Genomic DNA, 21,947 nt, shown 5'->3' on the forward strand with positions numbered 1-21,947 from the left:
CAGGTCCATCACTCGCCCCATCAGGAGCATCTGTCAGCTGATCTTGGGCAGGCCGCGCGAATTGGCAAGCCCCTGCGCCAGCGATTCCAGCACGGCGCGCAGTTCGGGATCACCGATATCGCGCAGCGAATCGCCCAGTTCCACCGGCAGTGGCTTCAGGTTTCGGGGCGGCGGGCGGCGTTCGGATTGCGCCGGTCGAATCTGGCCCTGCCGCATGGCCACTTTGGCGACCGCCGCATAGCCGAAGAAGCGGTTCACCCGCTCGATGATGTCGGGCAGAACATGCTGAATCATCGGCGCATGGCCGCTCAACACGGTGAGCTGCAACGTACCCTCGGCCTTTTTGCCGATCGGAAAGCGGATCGATTCGGGCGCGGTCACGGCGGCATAATGGGTGCCCACAATGTCGGTCCAGCGCGTGACGATGCTCGACTGGACGAAGCCGAATTTGCGGAAGGCGGCGCGGCCGATCTCGGGCATCAGGTCCGCGATCGCGCGCGGTCCGCCGACTCGCGGCCGCTCGACGGGCGCGGCCTGACGGCTGGTCGATCTGGCGACCATTTTTGGCGAGTGGGGGCGTTCCGTCATGGGCTGCTTAATGGCATAGGGCGACCATGCCCGTCGAGACGCCCGTGCCAGAAATCGCAATCAGCTTGCTGGCGCATTATGATGTCCACGCCCGCCGCCTGCCCTGGCGAGCGGCGCCCGGCGCGAACGCTGCGGATCCTTATCGCGTGTGGCTGTCCGAAGTGATGCTTCAGCAAACGACGGTCGCCGCCGTCGGCCCCTATTTTACGCGCTTCACCCATCGCTGGCCCGATGTCGCGGCGCTGGCGGCGAGCGAGGACGCGGACCTGATGGCCGCCTGGGCCGGGCTTGGCTATTATGCGCGGGCGCGCAACCTGCTCGCCTGTGCCCGCGCCGTCGTCGCCGATCATGGCGGGATTTTCCCCGACACGGAAGAGGCGTTGCGGGCTTTGCCGGGGGTCGGTGCCTATACCGCTGCCGCCATCGCCGCGATCGCCTTTGGCCGCCGTGCCGTGGTAGTCGACGCCAATGTCGAGCGCGTGGTCGCCCGGCTGTTCGCCATCGCCACCCCGCTGCCCGCCGCACGAACCGAAATCCGCGCCGCCGCCGACTCGATCACGCCCGATGTGCGCGTAGGCGACTTCGCGCAGGCGATGATGGATCTGGGCGCGACCATCTGCACATCGCGCAATCCCGCCTGCGGCATTTGCCCGCTACGGGATGGCTGCGCCGCGTTTCGCACCGCCGATCCAGCCGCCTTTCCGGTCAAGGCCGCTAAAAAGCCACGCCCGCATCGGCTGGGCCATGGCTGGTGGATAGAGGATGGCGATGGCCGGGTGTGGCTCGCGCGACGGCCCGACAAAGGCCTGCTCGGCGGGATGCGGGGGCTCCCGACTTCCGACTGGAGCGCCGCGCCTGATCCGACGCCGCCAGTGGAGGCGGTCTGGTCGAGGCTGGATGCCCCCGTGGACCATGTCTTCACCCATTTCTCGCTCGCCCTTGCCATCCATGTCGGGCGGGTGGAGAGCGGTTGCGTTCCGCCCGGGCCCGGTGAATGGTGGCCGCTCGCCCTTATCGAAGAGGCTGGCCTGCCTACATTGTTCAGGCGGGCGGCGGACAGGGTGATGAAGGAAGAGCGCGAAGATGCACGGCAGTGAAACGCACCAGAGAATATTGCCCGGCTTTGCCGGCAGCACGATCGACCGGGTGGATCAGGTCCGCAGCAATCCCGATCTGCTAGCCCGCGCCTTTGCATCCACCCAGGCCCGTTTGCTGCTGCTGGACGGGCTGGACCCGGTGGCCGACAATGGCCATCTGGCGATGGTGCCGCTGCCGTTCGGCGCCGCGCTCGCGGACCATATATTGCTCGGCGTGAACAGCGATCAACATCCGATATTCGCCCGTCTGGCGACCAGCCCGCCCCATGGCGCCAGCAGCACGCCGCGCAGTTGGGCGCTCGCGACGCAGGTTCCGGCGGACGAACTGGCCCTTTACGGCGCGGCGCGCAGCCTGGTCGACTGGCACGCCCGGCATGGCTTTTGCGCCCGTTGCGGCGGAACGACCGCGCCCGAAAAGGCCGGTTGGGCGCGCCGTTGCGGCGCATGCGGCACGGAACATTTTCCCCGCGTCGATCCGGTAGCGATCATGCTCGCCGAACATGAAGGCCGGGTGCTGCTCGGCCGCCAGCCACGCTTTCCGCCGCGCAGCTATTCGGCGCTGGCGGGTTTCATCGAGCCCGGCGAAACGATCGAGGAAGCGGTCGCGCGCGAACTCAAGGAAGAGGCCGGCATCACAGTTCATTCGGTGCGCTACGTCGCCAGCCAGCCCTGGCCCTTCCCCTCGTCGCTGATGATCGCCTGTGTCGCACAAGCGAAGGACGATGCGTTGACGCTCGACGAAACCGAAATCGAGGATGCTTTCTGGTGCGATGCCGCAGGTGTGCGCGCCTCATTGGCCGGCGATCCGGATGCGCCTTTCATCGCGCCGCCACCCATGGCGATCGCCTGGCATCTACTCACCCACTGGCTGGAACGGATTGAAGCGCCAGTCTCGTGATGGAAGGTCGCCTGATCCTTCTGGGGCGATCCGTTGCGCCCGCTCGTTCGAGCGCGTAAGGCCCAAAACCTGCTGCTAACCCCAAGGATCGTCCTAACTCCATGCTCAGCCTCGAAGAAGCCCAGTCACGCGCGCAGGATCTGGTGTCAGCGGCGCGCAAGGCAGGCGCGGATGCGGCGGATACGCTCTATCATTGCACCGCGTCGACCAATGTGTCGGTGCGCCTCGGCGAACTGGAGGATGTCGAGCGGTCCGAAGGCGAGGAGATCGGGCTGCGGGTTTTCGTCGGTCGCCGGTCCGCCAGCATTTCCGCGTCCGACATGAACCCGGCGACGCTCGGCACCCTGGTCGACCGCGCGATCGCCATGGCCCGCGAGGCGCCCGAGGACCCCTATGCCGGTCTGGCACCCGAAGACCGGCTGATGCGCAAACGACCGCCCGCGCTCGATCTGGCCGACGAGGCAGAGCCGGAACCGGCGGCGCTCAAGGAGCGAGCTCTGATAGCTGAGGAGGCCGCGCGCGGCATTCCGGGCATCACCAACAGCGAGGGTGGCGGCGCGGCAAGCGGCCGCAGCCAGATGGCGCTCGCCACCAGTCACGGCTTTGCCGGCGCCTATGCCGGCACCAGCCATTCGACCTGGGCGAGCGTGCTGGCGGGCAGCGGATCGGCAATGCAGCGCGATCATGCGAGCCACAGCGTCCGCCACCTGGAGGATATCGACGATGCCGAGGCGATCGGCGTGCGCGCGGGGCAGCGCGCGGTCGCGCGGCTTAACCCGGTCAAGGTGGAGAGCGGCGTCCTGCCGGTCATCTTCGATCCGCGCATCGGCTCCAGCCTGATCGGTCATCTGATCGGCGGCATGGTCGGTCCGGCGATAGCCCGCCGGTCGAGCTTTCTGCTGGAAAGCCTTGGCGCTGCCCTGTTTGAAGCGGGCGTCACCATTATCGATGACCCGCTGCTGGAACGGGGCCTGCGCTCGCGGCCGTTCGACGGGGAAGGGCTACCGACGCAGCGGCGCGCGCTGATCGACAAGGGCGTGCTCACGGGTTGGCTGCTCGACAGCGCCTCCGCGCGGCAGCTTGGCCTGGCCCCCACCGGCCACGCCAGCAGGGGCGGCGGCGGATCGCCTTGCGCGGGCGTCACCAACGTCCATATGGAGCCCGGTATCGCAACGCCGGGCGATCTGATGAAGGACGTCAGGCGAGGCATATATGTCACCGAACTGATCGGCATGGGCGTCAATGGCGTGACCGGCGACTACAGCCGGGGGGCGTCGGGTTTCCTCATCGAAAATGGCGCGGTCGGCCATGCCGTGTCAGAGATCACCATAGCGGGCAATCTAAAGGATATGTTCCGCGCGCTGGTGCCGGCGAACGACCTTCATTTCCGCTACGCCATGAACGTGCCGACGCTGCGCGTCGATGGAATGACCGTTGCGGGGGGCTGAGGTCGATCTGGACGGCGTCATCGCGGCGGTGACGGAGGCCGGGTCCCATGCACTCAAGCTCTGGGCGGGCGGCGAGACGCGCGTGCGCCAGTGGGAAAAGGAACCGGGCCATCCGGTGTGCGAGGCCGATCTGGAAGTCGACGCCATGTTGCGCGACCGGTTGCAGGCGCTCGACCCGTCGGCCGGCTGGCTGTCGGAAGAGACCGCCGACACCGTCCATCGTCTGGGGCTCTCACGGGTCTGGGTGGTCGATCCGATCGACGGGACGCGCGATTATCTGCGCGGGCGGCCGGGTTGGTCGGTCTCGGTCGCATTGGTCGAGGACGGAGCGGTGCGGCTCGGTATCCTCGTCGCTCCCGCGCGCGGGGAAGTGTGGATCGCACAGGCGGGCTACGGCGCGACTCGCAACGGCATAGCCCTGCGCGCCGGATCTATGGCCAGCCTGTCTGGCGCTCGCGTTCCCGCCGACCAACTGCCCCGGTCGGATCGCGACCTCGTCACCGTCGCCAAGCCCAACAGCATCGCGTTACGGATGGCGATGGTCGCCGCCGACGAGGCCGATCTCGTGGCGACCGTGCGCTGGGGCAATGAATGGGATGTCGCCGCCGCCGCGCTCATCGTGCAGGAGGCGGGCGGGACCGTGACCGATGCGCTGGGCGCGCCCCTCGCCTTCAACCGGCCCGATCCCACGGCGTTCGGCCTGTTATGCACCGCGCCCGATATCCATGGTGCGGCGGTCGCCCGCCTTGCGCCACGCGTGCGAGAGATATTGGGCGCTGCTTGACCCGGCTTTCAGGCCGGCATGCATCTACGGATCGTCGCCGCAGGCAGAACTTGCGTCAGCCGGCGCTGCACGACATTTGCCCAGATGCGATAGCCTGCATCGTTCATATGGACCCCGTCCGCGTGATAATTGTCGCCGAGCTTGCCGCCTTGTAGCAGCGGCGTCGTAATGTCGGCATAATAGCTGTTCGGAAAACGTCCCAGCAGCCGGCGCGCCGCATCGCTGAGTATATGCTGGTCTGCAAGGCTGGCCCACCGGCCGGGACTTGGCTTTGCCGACAGGACGAGGACGGGCACGTCCCCCATGATTTGGCTGCGCAGGGCCAGGAAGGCGGCCAGTTGACGAACGATCATGCGCAAGGGGACACCCTGGGCGATATCATTCTCGCCTGCATAGAGGATGATCGCCTCTGGCCGCACGGCCTGCACATTGGCGAAACGCGGCAGAATTTCGGCGAAGGTCGCGCCATCGATCCCGCGATTATGGGCGATCCACGGCGCCATGTCGCGATCTAGGCTGCGCCAGCGGTTGATCGACGAGCTTCCGACGAACCACAGGGCGCAGGGCTGACGTACCGCGCTGGTGCTCGCCTTGTCATCGGGCAGGATGGCAGAAGCATCCCGGTAGCGCGTGAAGAGCATCCACCCGCCCACGATCAGGGCGAACAGGATCACCGCCATGACAGTTTTGGCGATCGGCGAGGATTCGAGACTTCGCAAACTTTCATGTCTCCGTGGCCACAACGCATAGCCTAGAATGATTTGCGGGGAAAACACCAGAATGGATCAGACCGGCGCCCGTTTACCCTGTCCGTTAAGAGACGTGGAATAAAGGTAGCGATATCGCACCGATCAACGGGGCAAGCACGAGTGTTGACTAAAAATCCTTCGATCGATTTCTTGAAAGGCCTGCTGACTCTGCTCGTGATGGGTGGTCATGCGATGGAGCTTGTCGGTCGTCATGACCTGCTTCTTTGGCTTGGCTCGGGATTGCGCATGCCGTTGATGATCGGCATTTCTGGCTATCTGCTCAACGTCACGCGCATCCGCACCGAAGCAGCGCGAGCGCTCTTTCAGCGTTATAGCACGAGACTGCTGTTGCCATGGCTGTTTGCGACGATCCTCTATCTGATTATAAGCGGATGGTCGGTGGGCTGGGCGACGCCATTGGACCCGATTTTGAGACCGCCCTTCCATCTCTGGTATGTACCGGTGCTTGTTTTCCTGATCTTTGTGGCGCGGCTCATTCCGCGCTCGCCATTGTTGCTGCTGGTCATGGGCACGCCGGTCAGCCTGGCGACGATGTACGGCTTCGGACTGGACCATGGCCCGGTGGGCACCAGCTTTTTTGCGCCCGACAGCCGGTTCCTGCGCTATCCGGTCTATTTCTTCTTCGGCATGCTTATGGCGGAGCGTGCATTTCCCAAACGCTATCTGCCGGTTTGCCTGCTGTTGACATTGCTTGGGCTATGGTGGTGGTCAGGCCTTTATCGCGACGGCCACAGGCTCGCCTATGTCCCCGCGCGGCTTTTGATGTGCCTTGGTCTGATTTCGCTGTTGCCCAGCCTGTCCGCGCTCCGCCTCCGCTTCGCACCACTGAATCTGATCGGGCAGGACAGCCTGTTTTTCTACCTGTGGCATCCGTTGATCATGGGCCTGCTAATGGCGGGCGGAATGCACAGCTTCACCATGGTCATCGCCTCCGTTCCGCTTCTCTTCATGGTCAGCCGGCTCGCCGCTCGTGCACCATTCATAGGGCGCATCCTTGGCGCCGCGCCCGACCGGCGGGTGGACCACAAAGCGCCTGGCGGTCCGGTCGCGCTGGCGGGCACCTGACGATCGCCGCGATTAGAGCTTGCCGTATTTCGCCTCGAACCCAGCGACATCGCCAGCCGCGAGATATTTCGCCTGATCGACCCATTGGTCCCGGACCGGGCGGCCACGAAAAGCGCCGAGCTTTGCGTCGACCGCCGCGATGTCCGAATCGGTCCAATCGGCGATCTGCGAAAAGCGGGTTACGCCTAATTCGGCAAGCATCGTACGAAGCTTGGGTCCCACGCCCTTGAGGCGCAGCAGATCATCCGGCTGACCGGCCTCCGGCGAGGGGGCCGGATCGGACCGGGAAAGGGCGGCATCGGTAATCGATACTACAGGCTCGGCTGGGACAAGTGCCTCCATGGCCGGTTCGACAGGTGCCGCCGCGATGAGGTCGCCTTGAGGATCAGACGCGAGTAGCGAAGGAACGATCGGTTCCGGCGTGTCATTCTGGCGCGACGCCGGGTATTCCGATCGCCGTCCCCGTCCCGAAAGGAGGAAAACGACCGCGATGACCACGAACAATGCGAGCAAAAGCCACAAGCCGTAATCGATGAGGAATAGCTGCATATTTATGTCCTCCCTGCTGCCGACGCCCGGCCAAATTATTCATGCGGTCCTGCTGCGCGTGCGCGTCAGCTCTATGCGGCGTCCTCGCGCGCGATTTCGCGCCACCCTATGTCACGACGGCAAAAGCCGGTTGGAAAATCGAGCAAGTCCACCGCCGCATAGGCAGCCTTCTGCGCCGCCCTCACGCTGTCCCCCGTCGCCGTCACATTCAGCACACGCCCGCCGCTGGCGACCAGCGCGTCGCCCCGCATCGCCGTGCCGGCGTGGAATATCCTTGTTCCGGCCGCTTCCGCCGCTGCGACGCCGGCAATAGCCCCGCCTTTTTCCGGCGCATCAGGATAGCCGTTCGCCGCCATCACCACGGTCAGCGCGGTGCGTTGCGCCAGTTCGGCCGGCCCATGATCGGCCAGTCGCCCCTGCGCCACCGCCAGCAGCAGCGCGACCAGATCGCCGTCGAAGCGCATCATCAGCACCTGGCATTCAGGGTCGCCGAAGCGCGCATTATATTCGATCAGTCTGGGACCCTCGTCGGTCAGCATCAGCCCGGCGTAAAGCACGCCCGAATAGGGCATGCCTTCGGCGGCCAGCGTCGCGACAGTCGGGCGGATGATGGTCTCCATCACCTGAATTTCCAGCTCGGGCGTCAGCACGCGCGCCGGACTATAGGCGCCCATGCCCCCGGTATTAGGGCCGGTGTCGCCATCCCCCACGCGCTTATGATCCTGCGCAGAGCCGAAGGGCAGGATCGCTGTGCCGTCGGTCAGCGCGAAGAAGCTCGCCTCCTCGCCGGTCATGAACTCCTCAAGCACCACTTCCTCGCCGGCCTTGCCGAACGCGCCGGAGAACATGGTGTCGAGCGCATCGAGCGCCTCCGCGCGCGTCTCGGCGATGATGACGCCCTTCCCCGCCGCCAGACCATCGGCCTTGATGACCACTGGCAAGGCAAAATCGTCGAGCGCGGCGATCGCGCCATCCTTGCTGGTGACCCGTATGTAAGCGGCGGTGGGGATGCCCGCGCGCTTGCACAGGTCTTTCGTAAAGCCTTTCGATCCTTCGAGCTGCGCCGCCTTCGCCCCCGGTCCGAACACGGCCACGCCCATGGTGCGCAGATTGTCGGCCAGCCCGTCGACCAGCGGCGCCTCCGGGCCGATCACGACCAGCCCGATGGAATGGCGCGTACAGAAATCCAGCACGGCGCGGTGATCCGTGGCGTCGATGTCGACCAGTTGCGCATGCTGGGCTATGCCCGGATTGCCGGGTGCGGCATAAAGAGTGGATAGCGATGGCGATTGCGCCAGTTTCCACGCCAGCGCATGTTCGCGGCCACCGCCGCCAAGCAGAAGGATGTTCATCTCGCCCATGTCCCCGGAATATGAAGCTGGTTTTGACGTGTCGGGCCGCCTGTTAGCGGAGGAAAGGCCGGGCGACAACGCGCCCCCGTTAACCGTCAGCGAATTGTCGGCCTCACTCAAGCGCGCAGTGGAGGACCGCTTTGGTCATGTCCGCCTGCGCGGCGAGATTTCAGGCTTCAAACGCGCGGCGTCGGGCCATCTTTATCTTTGCCTCAAGGACGATAGTGCCGTGATCGACGGCGTGATGTGGAAGGGCGGCGCGCAGCGCCTCGCCTTCGCCGCGCAGGACGGGGTGGAAGTGATCGCGACGGGCAAACTCACCACCTATCCCGGCCGGTCCAAATATCAGATCGTGATCGAGCGCATGGAACTGGCGGGCGAAGGCGCGCTAATGGCGCTGCTAGAAAAGCTGAAGGCGAAGCTCGCCGCTGAAGGATTGTTCGATCGGGATCGAAAGCGGCCGTTGCCGTTTATGCCGCGCACCATCGGCGTGGTCACATCACCGACGGGCGCGGTGATCCGCGACATTCTCCATCGCCTCGCCGATCGTTGCCCGACCGATGTGCTGGTCTGGCCGGTGCTGGTTCAGGGTCAGGACGCGGCGCAGCAGGTCGCGCGCGCCGTGCGCGGCTTCAGCGCGATGGACGGCAGCGGCCCGCTGCCCCGGCCCGACCTGGTCATCGTGGCGCGTGGCGGCGGGTCGATCGAGGATCTGTGGAGCTTCAACGAGGAGATCGTCGTCCGCGCGGTGGCGAATTGTTCGATCCCGATCATTTCGGCCGTGGGCCACGAGACCGACACGACCTTGTGCGATTTCGCCGCGGACATGCGCGCACCGACGCCCACCGCGGCAGCCGAGATGGCGGTGCCGGTGCGCGCGGAGCTGCTCGCGGGCCTCACCGACCTTGGCCTGCGCGCCGGGCGGGCGGCGCGGCGCGGCCTGGCGCAGGCGCGCGAGCGGCTCGACATGCAAGCGCGCCTGATGCCCACACCCGATTCGCTGCTGGAGGGCCAGCGTCAGCGGCTCGACCAGCTGTCCGATGCGCTGGCCAGCGGCCTGCGCCATCGCGCCGCGGATGCGCGCGTGCGGCTGGGGCTTGTCGGCGGGGCGCTCCGCCGTCCCCTGCTCGACCGCCAGCTCGACCGAGCGAAGGAAAGGCTTGATCGCTTGCGCCTGCGTCCCGACTTTCTGGTAAGAGTGCATCAGGACAGGGCCACCGCGTTCGACCGCCTCTCGCGATTATTCGTATCGCTCGATCCCGATCGACCACTGGCGCTCGGCTTTGCGCGAGTCATGGCGAGTGGTCATGTCGTCGGATCGGCGGCAGCGGCCCGGACGGCGGGGTCGGTGACGCTCTGGTTCAAGGATGGGCCAGCGGATGCGCTCGTCGCAGACCCAGCTCTTGAGAAGCCGGGCGTGCCGCTTATATCTCCGGAACCGCGAGGTGCGGCGCGCAAAGCCCGCACGGCGGAGGAAATACGCCAGCAAGACCTGTTTTCATGAGATTTGCCCAACCGAAGAGGTAGCCATCCATGTTGATGTCCCAACGCGATCGGCCCGCGCGTCTACATTATATGGCGTACAGCTTTCGCGTGCTCCAGCCGGGCGACCATGTGATTTGCGCCACCACCGGCGCCAAAATCGCGCTGGAGGATCTGCGCTACTGGAGCATAGCGCGGCAGGAACCCTATGCCAGCGCGCAAGCGTCGGTGCAGGCCGAATTGAACCGCGCGCGGGCCGGATGAGCATTCGGGGCGGCCGATGGTTCGCGACTGCCCTGCTGATGCTCGCCGGGACCACCGCCTTCGCCGCACCACCCTCCGTAGGGACCGCAGGCGAGTTCGCTCTATCCGGTCCGATGACGCAGGGCGGCGTCCTGCTTGGTGTCGCGCCTTTGAATGCGGTCGATCTGCGGCTCGATGGACAGCCGGTGCCCTTCGACAGGGATCGCCGCTTCCTCATCGCCTTCGACCGCGACGCCAGGACGCAGGCGCTGCTGACCGCTCGGCTGGCGGACGGACGGCTGATCGAGCAGAAGCTGGCGGTCGCCCCCCGCGCGTGGCGGATCGAGCATATCGATGCGCCGATGCGACTTACCAGGGATAGCCAGGCCTTCATGGCGTTGCGCAAGCCGGAACTGGAGCGGATCGCGGCCGCGCGAACGGTGCGTGGCGACAGCGGCGGGTGGCGCCAGCGCTTCATCCGGCCCCGCCCTGGCCGCATATCGGGCGTGTTCGGCGCTCAGCGCATCTATCAGGGTACGCCCGGCGCCTATCACAGCGGGGTCGATATTGCGGGTGCGACGGGCGCGGTCGTCGTCGCACCGGCAGACGGCGTCGTCATACTCGCCGCCGACCGGCCATTTACGCTCGAAGGCAATCTGCTGATGCTTGACCATGGCCATGGTCTCAACAGCGCCTTCCTGCATTTGTCGCGAATCAATGTGAAGCTGGGTGACCATATAGTGCGGGGCCAGCCCATTGGCGCGGTGGGATCGACCGGCCGGGCGACCGGCCCACATCTGCACTGGGCCGTCAAATGGAATGAGGCTCGTGTCGACCCCCTGTTTTTAACGGACCAGCTCGGGGCGACATTATGCTCGACTGCACCACGATGTGCGCAATGATCCGACGCTGTTGAGCAATTGCTCAACAGATAAGGGCTCCATTTGTTCCCTACGCTGTAATATAATTATCAAGCCATCCTGCGCGGAGTTTCGCCGGACTGTTGCATAATTGCGACAGCGCGAATCAAATCATGATGGCCCCAAGGCAGGGCGCTTTACAGCCAGAAAAGGGCCGCGCAGACTAGACCGCAGTACGAATGAAGGGTGCGTTGTCGGGCGCTCATACCTTTCATTTGTCATCTGAACAGGCGGGGGAGACCTCGTGGTTGCTCCAGAGCAAGGGACTGGATAATGAAGAGACTATCGAAGAACGCGCTTTTGCGCGGTGCTGCCGCATTGCCGGTATTTATGTTCGCCAACATGATCGGCACGGCCGCCGTCTTTGCGCAGGGGCCACAAGCGGCTCAGGCCGCAGCGGACGAACCTACTGACACGATCGTCGTTACCGGGTCGATCATTCGCCGCACGGATGCGGAAACGCCATCGCCGGTCACCAATGTCACGGTGGAAAATCTCGACCGTCGCGGCATCAGCACGGTGCAGGAAGGCCTGCAGCGGATTGCGGCCAATAATGGCCCCGCGCTGACCAACAGTTTTTCTGCCAATGGCGCATTTGCAGCCGGCGCTTCGGCGGTGTCCCTGCGCGGTCTTTCGACCAACTCCACGCTCGTCCTGTTCGACGGTCTGCGCGCGGCCTATTATCCGCTGTCGGATGACGGCACGCGCAACTTCGTCGACCTCAACACCATTCCCGACGATATCGTCGATCATGTCGAGGTGCTGCGTGACGGCGCTTCGTCCAGCTATGGTGCGGACGCCATTGCCGGCGTCGTCAACATCATCACGAAGAAGAATTTCAAGGGCGTCGCCGGACGCGCCGAAGGCGGCATTTCCAGCCGAGGCGACGGTTCGCAATATCGCCTGTCCGTCACCGCCGGAACCGGCGATCTCGATGACAATGGCTATAACGCCTATATCAGCGGCTTTTATTTCCAGAGCAGGCAGGTCAAGAATAACCAGCGTCCATATCCCTATAACAGCGACGATTATCGCGGCGTCTGCCATGAGGGCGTTTGCGGCGGCAATAATGTGGTTGACGGTCTGGACGGCACTGGCGCCTATCCCGGCTTCAGCCCGGTCGTCACCAACACGGGCAGCACGCTTTTCGTACGTCCAGCCAATGCTGTGGGCGGCGCGCAGAGCGGCCAGTATCAACTACTGAACCCTGCGGTCGCTTGCCAGCGTGGCTCGCTCTACAACCTGACCGGTGCGGAACTGGCCGACAATATCGCCGCCGGCGCGCCCTCAACCGTCTGTCAGGAGGATCTGACCAACAATTACGGCATCATCAATCCCAATATCAAGCGCTTCGGTGCCTCGGCCCGCTTCACCGCGCGCGTCGGCGATACCGGCGAAGCCTATGCGATGTTCAACTTCCTCCAGACCGACGTCGCATATGATGGCCTGCCCAGCACGATCCGCGCGAACGCACCGGCGCCCTTCTATTTCCCGCGCTACAGCACGTCGGGCAATGTCGCCTATTATGGCAATAACAACATACTGCAATTGCCGGTCTATGTCTGCCCGCGTGGCACGACCGTGGCCTGCACGGCGGCCAACGGCACGCTGAACCCGAACAACCCGTTCGCCGCGGCGGGCCAGAACGCCGCCATCATCGGTCGCTTGCCTAATTCGCTCGAACATGACGAAACGCGCACTCGTGCCTATCGCGGCGCGATCGGTATCAAGGGCGATATCAGCGACAAGTGGCATTATCAGGTCGATGCGACCGCGATGCACATGGACCTGCGTCGTAAATCGAACGGCTATGTCTATATCCAGCATCTGCTGGATGTGATCGCCGACGGCAGCTTCAACTTCCTCAATCCCGCCGCCAACAGCCGGGCGACGATGGATTATCTGACGCCGACCGCCACAAATACGGCTACGTCGGATATGGTTCAGACACAGGCCGTGGTCAGCGGAGATCTGCTCGACCTGCCGGGTGGTCCGCTCCAGATCGGCGTCGGAGTGTCGTTCCGCTACGAAGCGATCGACGCACCCAGCCTGAACTCCGACATAAACGGCGGGACGGAGCGATATTATCGCCTGAACGGCTTTGCCGTGAAGGGCGACCGCAAGGTCTATTCGGCCTACGCGGAGGTGAACGCACCGATCTTCGACCAGCTCGAGCTCAATGCGTCGGGGCGCTATGACCGCTATTCGGGCGGTCTGAACAACTTCTCGCCGAAATTTGGCGTTAAGGTGAAGCCGATCCGCGAGGTCCTGCTGCGCGGCACCTATTCGAAGGGCTTCCGCATTCCTAGCTTCGGCGAGGCAAATGCAACCTTCCCGACCACAGGCTTCGTCACCAACAACCAGAGCCTGTTCAACAACGCCTATCTGGCGCAATATGGCTGCACCGTCGCCACCTTCAGCAGTTGCCCGCAATATATCCGTCAGGGTAGCTACGGCGCGACCTCGCTTTCCAATGCGGATCTTAAGGCGGAAAAGTCGCGCAGCTTCACAGCCGGCATCCTGATCGAACCGATGCGGGGCGTTTCCTTCTCGGTGGACTATTATAACATCAAGAAAACGGGCGCGATCACCACGGCTGACAATACGCCGGCATTGCAGGCCTATTATGCCGGCCTGCCGATCCCCGCAGGCTTCAACGTCATCGCCGACGTGCCCATCGCGCCAGGCGATCCACGTCAGCCGCGTGTTGCCTTCGTCCAATCGGGCTTCATCAACGCCAACACCATCAAGTCGGAAGGCCTGGACTTCGCTGCGGACGTCAGTTTGCCAGTCACCGACAATATCCGTTGGACCAGCTCCCTGCAGGCGAGCTACATCATGCGTCTGGAAACCGAATTTCCCGATGGCACGGTGGAACGCTATGACGGCACGCTCGGCAATTTCAACCTGACGGCGGGTTCGGGCACGCCGAAATGGCGCGGGACCTGGACCAACACGCTCGACTTCGGCAAGTTCGCGCTGAGTGGCACGGCCAACTTCTTCGGTGGGTACGACACCTCGGCGATGGATCAGGGCACGGCTTATAAGGATTGCGGTCTCAATGACGGGTCGCTGCCGTGCCGGGTGAAGGACTATATCACCTTCGACCTCAATGCGCAGGTCAAGGTGACGGATCAGTTCACCTTCTACGCGAACATGCTGAACGTGTTCGACAAGCTGCCACCGATCGACACGATCACCTATGGCGCGCATGCCTATAACCCGGTTCAGGGTGGCGAGGGCATTCTTGGCCGCTACTTCCGGGTCGGCGCGAAGTTCAACTACTGATCTTCCACCCGAACGGCCAAAAATAAGGGGGCGCTTCCCGAGGGAAGCGCCCTTTTCTATTCTACGCTCAGCACCAGCCCGCCATCGCCCTCATCCACGCGCACGGTCGATCCATCCGGTACTTCGCCGCGCAGGATCAGGTCGGCGAGCGGGTCCTGCAGATAGCGCTGCACCGCGCGCTTGAGCGGGCGGGCGCCGTAGACGGGATCATAGCCCACCCGCCCCAGCCACACGCGCGCGCCATCGGTCAGGTCCAACACCACCTTGCGATCCTTGAGCAGTGTCTGGACACGTGCAACCTGGATATCGACGATCGGCGCCATATGGTCCGCGCCCAGTCGGTGGAACAGGATGATCTCGTCCAGCCGGTTCAAAAATTCAGGGCGAAAATGCGCGCGGACCATGTCCATCACCTGCGGCTCGACATCCTCGGTCTTCTGCCCGTCGGCAAGGCCCGTCAGATACTGGCTGCCCAGGTTCGATGTCAGCACGATGATCGTGTTGGTGAAATCGACCGTCCGGCCCTGCCCGTCGGTCAGTCGGCCGTCGTCCAGCACCTGAAGCAGCACATTGAACACATCGCCATGGGCCTTTTCGACCTCGTCGAACAGGATCACCTGATAGGGACGACGGCGCACCGCCTCGGTCAGTACGCCCCCTTCTTCATAGCCGACATAACCGGGGGGCGCACCGATCAGCCGGGCGACGCTGTGCTTTTCCATGAACTCGCTCATGTCGATGCGCACCATCGCGCTTTCATCGTCGAACAGGAAACCGGCGAGCGCCTTGGTCAGTTCGGTCTTGCCCACGCCCGTGGGGCCAAGGAACAGGAAGCTGCCGAGCGGGCGGTTGGGGTCCTGCAAGCCCGCGCGGCTCCTGCGGACGGCCTTCGCCACGGCTTTCACCGCATCGGCCTGCCCGATGACGCGCTTGCCCAGTTCCGCTTCCATCGCCAGCAGCTTCTCGCGCTCGCCCGCCATCATCCGCTCGACCGGAATGCCGGTCCAGCGCGCGACGATGCCGGCGATATCCTCGACCGTCACTTCCTCGCGCAGCATCGCGCCTTCGGCGGCTTGCTCCACCTCGGCCAGCTTACGCTCCAGCGCGGGAATGGTGCCATAGGATAGCTCGCCCGCCCGCCCCAGGTCACCGGCGCGCTGCGCCTGCTCCAGTTCCAGCCGCGCGGCGTCGAGTTGCTCCTTGATCTTCGCTTCGCCGGCGATCTTGTCTTTCTCCGCCTGCCAGCGCTGGGTGAGGCCGGCGGACTGCTCCTCCAGATTGCCAAGATCAGCCTCCAGCGCGACCAGCCGGTCAGCGCTCGCCTTGTCGGTTTCCTTTTTCAGCGCTTCGCGCTCGATCTTGAGCTGGATGATCCGCCGGTCGAGCGCTTCGATCTCCTCGGGCTTGCTCTCGACCTCCATACGCAGCCGCGATGCGGCCTCGTCCATCAGGTCGATCGCCTTGTCGGGCAGGAAACGGTCGGTGATGTAGCGGTTGGAGAGCGTCGCCGCCGATACGATCGCGGCATCGGTGATCCGCACGCCATGGTGCAGTTCATATTTCTCCTTGAGGCCGCGCAGGATGGAGATCGTGTCCTCGACGGTCGGTTCGCCGACGAACACCGGCTGGAACCGACGCTGGAGCGCGGGGTCCTTCTCGACATATTTGCGATATTCGTCGAGCGTGGTCGCGCCGATGCAGTGGAGTTCGCCGCGCGCGAGGGCGGGCTTGAGCAGATTGCCGGCGTCCATCGCGCCCTCGGACTTGCCCGCGCCGATCAGCGTGTGCATCTCGTCGATGAAGAGCACGACCTGCCCCTCGGCCGCTTTCACTTCGTCGAGCACGCCCTTGAGCCGCTCCTCGAACTCGCCGCGATATTTGGCGCCCGCGATCAGCGATCCCATGTCGAGGGCCATCAGCGCGCGGTCTTTCAGCGTATCGGGCACGTCGCCATTGGCGATGCGCAGGGCAAGGCCCTCGGCGATCGCGGTCTTGCCCACGCCGGGGTCGCCGATCAGGACCGGATTGTTCTTGGTCCGGCGCGCGAGGATCTGGATGGTCCGGCGAATTTCCTCGTCGCGGCCGATCACCGGATCGAGTTTGCCGGCCCGCGCCGCTTCGGTCAGGTCGCGGGCGAATTTCTTGAGCGCATCATAGCGATCTTCCGCGCCCGCCGTGTCGGCGGTGCGGCCACCCCGCAGATTGCTGATCGCTGTATTGAGCGCCTCGGCTTTCACGCCGGCGGCGCTCAATGCCCTGCCCGCGGTGGTTGTCGACGCGAGGGTCAACGCGAGCAGCAGCCGCTCGACGGTGACGAAGCTGTCGCCCGCCTTTTGCGCGACCTGCTCGGCAGTGTCGAGCACGCGCACGGCGTCATTGTCGAGGCCCGGCGTCTGTTGCGCGCCGCTGCCTGACACGGAGGGCACTTTTGCCAATGCCGCGTCGGTCTCGCGCAGCGCCGCCGCAGCGTCGCCGCCCGCCGCCTTGATAAGGCCGGACGCCATACCCTGTTCGTCTTCCAGCAACGCCTTGAGCAAATGTTCGGGGCTGATCCGCTGATGGTTCATGCGGATGGCGACGGTTTGGGCCGACTGAAGAAAACCCTTGGCGCGGTCGGTGAATTTCTCGATGTTCATAACACCCTCTTGATCATCATTGCCGCGATATGGTGTTGCATAAAAGGCACACAAGGGCCAGTTGCGGATTTTGTGCAGCAACGCCCTCAACCCTCGACAAGCCATTCGGCTGCCTCGATGGATATTGCCTCCCAATCATGCCCCGCTATGCTGCGCCAAAGCGGCGCGCCGCCCGACCCTGTTCAAGAGGTTTCATGACCAAGCTATCCCCGTCGCGCCGTCTGATCGTGTCGCTTGCGCTTTCGGCGTCCTTCCTCGCGCCCGTGGCCCTAGCCCGCGGCGCGCCGGATGCGCCCGCGCCTGTTGCCTCGCTGGCAGCCAGGATCGACATTCCCTATGAGCAGTTCACGCTCAAGAACGGCTTGCGCGTCATCGTCCATACCGATCGCAAGGCGCCGGTCGTCGGCGTGACCGTCTATTATCGCGTCGGCTCAAAGAACGAGCCGACCGGCAAGACCGGCTTTGCCCACCTGTTTGAACATCTGATGTTCGGCGGTTCGGAAAATGTGACCAGTTTCGACGAGCCGCTGACCGCAGCCGGGTCTACGCCAACCAACGGGTCCACCTGGTATGACCGCACCAATTATGTCGAGACGGTGCCGACCGGCGCGCTCGACCTGGCGCTGTTCATGGAAGCGGACCGCATGGGGCGGCTGCTCGGCGCCGTCACCCAGGCCAAGCTCGACGCGCAGCGGGGCGTCGTCCAGAATGAAAAGCGGCAGAATGACAATCAGCCATTCGGCCTCGTCAGCTATGCGCAAAGCGAAGCGCTGTTCCCCGCCGGCCATCCCTATGGCCATGACACGATCGGGTCGATGGCCGATCTCGATGCCGCGAGCCTTGCCGATGTGCATGGCTGGTTCAGGGATCATTATGGCCCCAACAATGCTGTCATCGCGCTGGCCGGCGATATCGACGTTGCGACCGCTCGAAGGAAGGTCGAGAGATATTTCGGCGCGATCGCTGCGGGCAAGGCTGTTCAGCCGGTGGCCGCACCGGTGCCGACCCTGCCGGCGCGCGTCGATCAGGCGATGAAGGACAGGGTCGCGACGACCCGCCTGTATCGCGACTGGATCGTGCCCGGCATGGGGGACCCCGACAATGCACCGCTGGCGGTCGCGGCCGACGTGCTGGGGGGCCTCGCCAGTTCGCGGCTCGACAATATACTGGTGCGGCAGGAACAGCTGGCGGTCGCGGTGACCGCAAGCGTCCAGACTTTCGAGCAGCTTGCCCAGTTCGAAGTGACGGTGGACGTCAAGCCCGGCGTTGATCCCTCGCTGGTGTCGAAGCGGCTTGATGCGATCATCACGGACCTCATTGCCAGGGGTCCGACCGCGGACGAGGTCGGCCGGGTCGCCACCCGCCAGATCGCCGGGCAGATTGCCGGCCTTGAGATCGTCGGCGGCTTTTCCGGCAAGGCATCGACGCTGGCCGAGGGGGCACTTTATAAGAATGACCCCGCCTTCTACAGGAAAGAATTGGCGGCGCTGGCGGCTGTGACGCCTGCGAGCGCTACGGCCGCGATGGGCAAATGGCTGAGCCGCCCGGTTTATGCGCTGCGGGTCGATCCGGGGCCGCGCGCCGATTATGCCGAAGCGCAGGGGCCAGCTAAGGAGGCTTCGGCGCAGGACGTGGCCGCCTCCCTGCCGAAACCCCGCCTGCCGTTGCCCGCCGTGACCGCCTCCCCGGCGCTCGACTATCCCGCGGTCGAGACGTCCAGCCTGTCCAACGGCATCAAGGTGCATTTCGCCCGGCGATCAGCGGTGCCGATGCTGCTCGTGAGCCTGAGTTTCGACAGCGGCATCGCCGCCGATCCGCGTGACAAGCTCGGTGTGGGCCAGTTCACCCTGTCGATGCTGGACGAAGGCACGACCAGCCGCAACGCGATCCAGATCGCGGAAGAACAGGAGCGGCTGGGCGCGAACATCAGCGCCGGGGCGACGATGGACCGATCGGTCGTCACCTTGCGCGCGCTCACCGCCAATCTTGGGCCATCGCTCGATCTGCTGGCCGACATCGTCAAGAATCCGGCCTTCGCCCCCAAAGAGGTGGACCGCGTTCGCGCCATCCAGCTTTCGCAGATCGCGCAGGAAAAGACGCAGCCATCGGGCCTCGCCAGCCGGGCAATCTTTCCCCTGCTCTACGGGCCGGGCCATCCCTATGGCGTTCCCGCGCACGGCCTGGGCGACAGCGCGGCCGTGACGGCGCTTACGCCGGCGGACCTCGCCGCCTATAAAAACAAATGGCTTCGGCCCGACAATGTCGAGATTTTCGTCGTCGGCGATTCGACGCTGGCGCAGATCAAGCCGCTGCTGGAAGCGCGTTTCACCGCCTGGCGTTCGACCCGCGATATGAAGGGGGTTAAGGATTTTTCCGCGCCCATTCCCGCGTCCCGGCCCGGCATCACGCTGATCGACCGGCCGCAGTCGCCGCAATCGGTGCTGCTGGGCGGTTTCGTGACCGGCCTTAAGGGCGGGGACGACCTCGTCGCCTTTGGCGCGGCCAATAGCGTGCTGGGCGAAGACTTTCTGTCGCGTATCAATACCGACATTCGCGAGGTCAAGGCCTGGTCCTATGGTGCCGGCTCCTATCTCGCGGAACGGGCTGAGCGCAGCCCTTATCTGATCTCAGCGCCGGTTCAGGCCGACAAGACCGGCCCCGCCATCGCCGCGATCCAGCAGGACATCGCCGATTTTCTGGGCCCCAAGGGCGTTACCCCGGCGGAGTTCAGCCGCGTCGTAAAGGGTAATATCGCGGCCCTTCCGGGTCAGTTCGAAACCTCCTCCGCAATCCTTGGCGAGATGCGCCAGGACGCGTTGTTCGGCAGGCCGTTCGATTATGTGACGAGCCTCGCGCGGCGCTATCAGACGCTGACACCCGCCGCGCTGGATCAGGCCGCACGAGCCGTCATAGACCCGGCAAAGATCCGGTGGATCGTGGTCGGCGACAAGACTCAGGTGCTGCCGCAGCTTCAGGCGCTCAAGCTGCCCGTCACAGTGATCGAAGGAGAAAAGGCGCCGATGCCCTGAGCGATGTCCAGCGACGGTTTGCCGTTCCGGACATGGCATGCACGAACGCCGCTTCAGCTGCCGTTAGGTCCGCCCGAACCGGGACCAGCGCCGCCGCCGCCCATGCCGCCTGCGCCCACCGCGCCGATATTGCCGAATATCTCGTCGAACAGGCTGCGGTGACGGCCAAGCGTCGGGGTCTTGTCGCCCGAAGGCGAAATCCGCGCCACCTGCTCCAGCCCCATGCGATCGACCGCGACCACATTACCGGCCGGATCGAAACGGACATGCAGCACGGTCTGCGCCACGGGCTTGGGATTGGAGAAAGCGAGCGCGCGCATGTCACGCGAAACATAATACCAGTCGGCGTCGCCAAACTGCGCGGTGAAGCTAGGACGACCCAGCGTGCCTTCCACCGACGCGCGATTATCGATCCCCGGCTGAACCGAATCGACCAGCAGCTTGTCGACCTGATAGCCCTGATGCGTGCGCACCCGCGTGCAACCCGAAGCCCCCAGGACGAGCGCCCCAAGGCCCGCCGCGAGCAGGATGCGTCCGCTGAAGGACGGCCTGCTGAAGCACTGGCGGTTGAGCTGACGCATGACATTCTCCTGCGGGGACGGCCCCGGAACCCAAGAAACAACAAAAGCCGCCATTGCATTGCGCGACGCCCCGATCAATATGGAAATGCAGGGGCTGCGGCAAGGGGCCGCCGGCCCTCCTCCTTACACAGCCCGAAAACAACGCGAACCATGTCCAGCACAGCCCCCAATTTTCTGCAGCGCCTGTTCGGGCGAACCGATCCGAAAGAAGCGATCGTACCGCTTTATACCGCAGTCGTCGCGGAGGGCCGCCAGCCGCACTGGTATCGCGACGGTCAGGTGCCGGATTCGCTGGATGGGCGGTTCGACATGATCGTGGCGGTTCTGGCACTCGTGCTTATGCGGCTGGATGAAAAAGACGCTACGCAGGAAGGCGTCTGGCTCACCGAATTGTTCGTCGACGACATGGACGGGCAGCTGCGGCAGGAAGGTATTGGCGATGTCGTGGTGGGCAAGCATATCGGCCGGATGATGAGCGCGCTTGGCGGTCGGCTTTCGGCCTATCGCGCGGCGCTGGCCGGCGAGGCCGATCTCGCGGACGCCCTCGTGCGCAACCTCTACCGCGGGGAGCGGCCCGCGCCCGACGCGCTGGCGCATGTGGAGTCGGCGCTGCTGTCCTGCTGGGCCCGGCTGGGCTCGACATCGCGTGAAAGCCTGCTGCGCGGTGACCTGATATGAGCGCGCCTTCGCCCCCCGAATTTTCGAGGATCGTGCGCATCGACCAGATTGGCCGGCTTGCGGCGACGACCCATATCAGTGCCAAGGAAGCCGAACGAACCGCGCTGGCGCGGCGATTCCGCCTGCTGGCCCTGGATCGGCTCGACGCCGACTATGCGCTGAGCATGGACGGCACCGGGATCGTCGCGCGTGGACGGGTCCGCGCCGCGCTGGCCCAGCCTTGCGTCGCTACCGGCGTGCCGGTGCCCGAGTCGATCGACACGGACTTCACCTTGCGCTTCGTTCGCGACGATGCGCCGATGGACGAAGGCGCGGAACTGGAGATCGACGCAGAGGATTGCGACACGATCGGCTATGACGGCCAGGTCATCGATATGGGGGAGGCCGTGGCCGAAACCGTGGCGCTGGCGATGGCGCCCTATCCCCGGTCGCCCGATGCCGATGCGGTGCTCAGGGAAGCCGGCGTCATCGGCGAGGAGCAGGCCAGCCCCTTCGCCGTGCTGCTGGCGCTTAAGGGTCAGGGCAAGAAATAATAAGGG

18 protein-coding genes are annotated in these 21,947 nt (G+C 64.6%); 12 read left to right on the forward strand and 6 right to left on the reverse strand.

Going from position 1 to position 21,947, the window contains the following annotated elements; translation table 11 throughout:
- Positions 1-33: 33 nt before the first annotated feature.
- Positions 34-588 carry a DUF721 domain-containing protein gene (locus WG907_RS16710; RefSeq protein WP_340234583.1) on the reverse strand — a complete coding sequence of 185 codons (555 nt, stop codon included), beginning with the start codon at positions 586-588 and terminating at the stop codon, positions 34-36.
- A gap of 26 nt (positions 589-614) precedes the next feature.
- Between WG907_RS16710 and WG907_RS16715 the strand changes: the two genes are divergently transcribed.
- The 4 genes from WG907_RS16715 (at position 615) to WG907_RS16730 (ending at position 4,815) form a co-directional block, all read left to right on the forward strand.
- Positions 615-1,685, forward strand: coding sequence for an A/G-specific adenine glycosylase (locus WG907_RS16715; protein ID WP_340234585.1), 1,071 nt, complete (start codon positions 615-617; stop codon positions 1,683-1,685).
- A complete protein-coding gene (nudC, locus tag WG907_RS16720; protein ID WP_340234587.1) occupies positions 1,672-2,583 on the forward strand; it encodes an NAD(+) diphosphatase in 912 nt (303 codons plus the stop codon). Before WG907_RS16715 ends, nudC begins: the two co-directional genes overlap by 14 nt.
- A 101-nt stretch (positions 2,584-2,684) precedes the next feature.
- Positions 2,685-4,031, forward strand: a complete 1,347-nt coding sequence (locus tag WG907_RS16725) for a TldD/PmbA family protein (protein WP_340234589.1) — start codon at positions 2,685-2,687, stop codon at positions 4,029-4,031.
- Positions 4,018-4,815: a 3'(2'),5'-bisphosphate nucleotidase CysQ gene (locus tag WG907_RS16730; protein WP_340234591.1), complete on the forward strand. Its 798-nt coding sequence runs from the start codon at positions 4,018-4,020 to the stop codon at positions 4,813-4,815. The genes WG907_RS16725 and WG907_RS16730 overlap by 14 nt, the downstream gene beginning before the upstream one ends.
- A gap of 8 nt (positions 4,816-4,823) precedes the next feature.
- Here WG907_RS16730 and WG907_RS16735 read toward each other — a convergent pair whose 3' ends face one another.
- On the reverse strand, positions 4,824-5,534 hold the full coding sequence (locus tag WG907_RS16735) for a GDSL-type esterase/lipase family protein (protein WP_340234593.1): 711 nt from the start codon (positions 5,532-5,534) through the stop codon (positions 4,824-4,826).
- Positions 5,535-5,687: 153 nt separating this feature from the next.
- Between WG907_RS16735 and WG907_RS16740 the strand changes: the two genes are divergently transcribed.
- Positions 5,688-6,650 carry an acyltransferase family protein gene (locus WG907_RS16740; protein ID WP_340234595.1) on the forward strand — a complete coding sequence of 321 codons (963 nt, stop codon included), beginning with the start codon at positions 5,688-5,690 and terminating at the stop codon, positions 6,648-6,650.
- Positions 6,651-6,662: 12 nt separating this feature from the next.
- On the opposite strand, the gene WG907_RS16745 is transcribed toward WG907_RS16740, so the two are convergent.
- Together WG907_RS16745 and purD are read right to left on the reverse strand one after the other, a co-directional pair.
- Positions 6,663-7,199, reverse strand: a complete 537-nt coding sequence (locus WG907_RS16745; protein ID WP_340234597.1) for a helix-hairpin-helix domain-containing protein — start codon at positions 7,197-7,199, stop codon at positions 6,663-6,665.
- 71 nt (positions 7,200-7,270) lie between these two features.
- Entirely contained in the window at positions 7,271-8,551 is a 1,281-nt protein-coding gene (gene purD, locus WG907_RS16750) for a phosphoribosylamine--glycine ligase (RefSeq protein WP_340234599.1), read from the reverse strand.
- Positions 8,552-8,558: 7 nt separating this feature from the next.
- Here purD and xseA point away from each other — a divergent pair, with 7 nt between their 5' ends.
- The 4 genes from xseA (at position 8,559) to WG907_RS16770 (ending at position 14,484) form a co-directional block, all read left to right on the forward strand.
- Complete coding sequence (gene xseA / locus WG907_RS16755; protein ID WP_340234601.1) at positions 8,559-10,055, forward strand: exodeoxyribonuclease VII large subunit; 1,497 nt, start codon at positions 8,559-8,561, stop codon at positions 10,053-10,055.
- Positions 10,056-10,084: 29 nt separating this feature from the next.
- Complete coding sequence (locus tag WG907_RS16760) at positions 10,085-10,297, forward strand: DUF2093 domain-containing protein (protein ID WP_340234602.1); 213 nt, start codon at positions 10,085-10,087, stop codon at positions 10,295-10,297.
- The gene (locus WG907_RS16765; RefSeq protein WP_445326834.1) at positions 10,294-11,178 is read left to right on the forward strand and encodes a M23 family metallopeptidase; all 885 of its coding nucleotides are present in this window, start codon (positions 10,294-10,296) and stop codon (positions 11,176-11,178) included. Before WG907_RS16760 ends, WG907_RS16765 begins: the two co-directional genes overlap by 4 nt.
- A 291-nt stretch (positions 11,179-11,469) precedes the next feature.
- Positions 11,470-14,484: a TonB-dependent receptor plug domain-containing protein gene (locus tag WG907_RS16770; protein ID WP_340234603.1), complete on the forward strand. Its 3,015-nt coding sequence runs from the start codon at positions 11,470-11,472 to the stop codon at positions 14,482-14,484.
- Between the two features lie 56 nt (positions 14,485-14,540).
- On the opposite strand, the gene clpB is transcribed toward WG907_RS16770, so the two are convergent.
- The gene (gene clpB, locus WG907_RS16775; RefSeq protein ID WP_340234604.1) at positions 14,541-17,120 is read right to left on the reverse strand and encodes an ATP-dependent chaperone ClpB; all 2,580 of its coding nucleotides are present in this window, start codon (positions 17,118-17,120) and stop codon (positions 14,541-14,543) included.
- A 194-nt stretch (positions 17,121-17,314) separates the two neighbouring features.
- On the opposite strand from clpB, the gene WG907_RS16780 reads away from it, so the two are divergent.
- Positions 17,315-20,149 (forward strand): M16 family metallopeptidase, encoded by a 2,835-nt coding sequence (locus WG907_RS16780; RefSeq protein WP_340234606.1) that lies wholly within the window; start codon positions 17,315-17,317, stop codon positions 20,147-20,149.
- 53 nt (positions 20,150-20,202) lie between these two features.
- Here WG907_RS16780 and WG907_RS16785 read toward each other — a convergent pair whose 3' ends face one another.
- Entirely contained in the window at positions 20,203-20,730 is a 528-nt protein-coding gene (locus tag WG907_RS16785; RefSeq protein ID WP_340234608.1) for an outer membrane protein assembly factor BamE, read from the reverse strand.
- Between the two features lie 150 nt (positions 20,731-20,880).
- Between WG907_RS16785 and WG907_RS16790 the strand changes: the two genes are divergently transcribed.
- Both WG907_RS16790 and WG907_RS16795 read left to right on the forward strand, forming a co-directional pair.
- Positions 20,881-21,408 carry a ubiquinol-cytochrome C chaperone family protein gene (locus WG907_RS16790; RefSeq protein ID WP_340234610.1) on the forward strand — a complete coding sequence of 176 codons (528 nt, stop codon included), beginning with the start codon at positions 20,881-20,883 and terminating at the stop codon, positions 21,406-21,408.
- Positions 21,405-21,941: a YceD family protein gene (locus WG907_RS16795; protein WP_340234611.1), complete on the forward strand. Its 537-nt coding sequence runs from the start codon at positions 21,405-21,407 to the stop codon at positions 21,939-21,941. The genes WG907_RS16790 and WG907_RS16795 overlap by 4 nt, the downstream gene beginning before the upstream one ends.
- The last annotated feature ends 6 nt before the right edge of the window (positions 21,942-21,947 follow it).

Source organism: Sphingobium fluminis (genome assembly GCF_037723805.1).
In the GTDB taxonomy this organism is placed as follows: domain Bacteria; phylum Pseudomonadota; class Alphaproteobacteria; order Sphingomonadales; family Sphingomonadaceae; genus Sphingobium.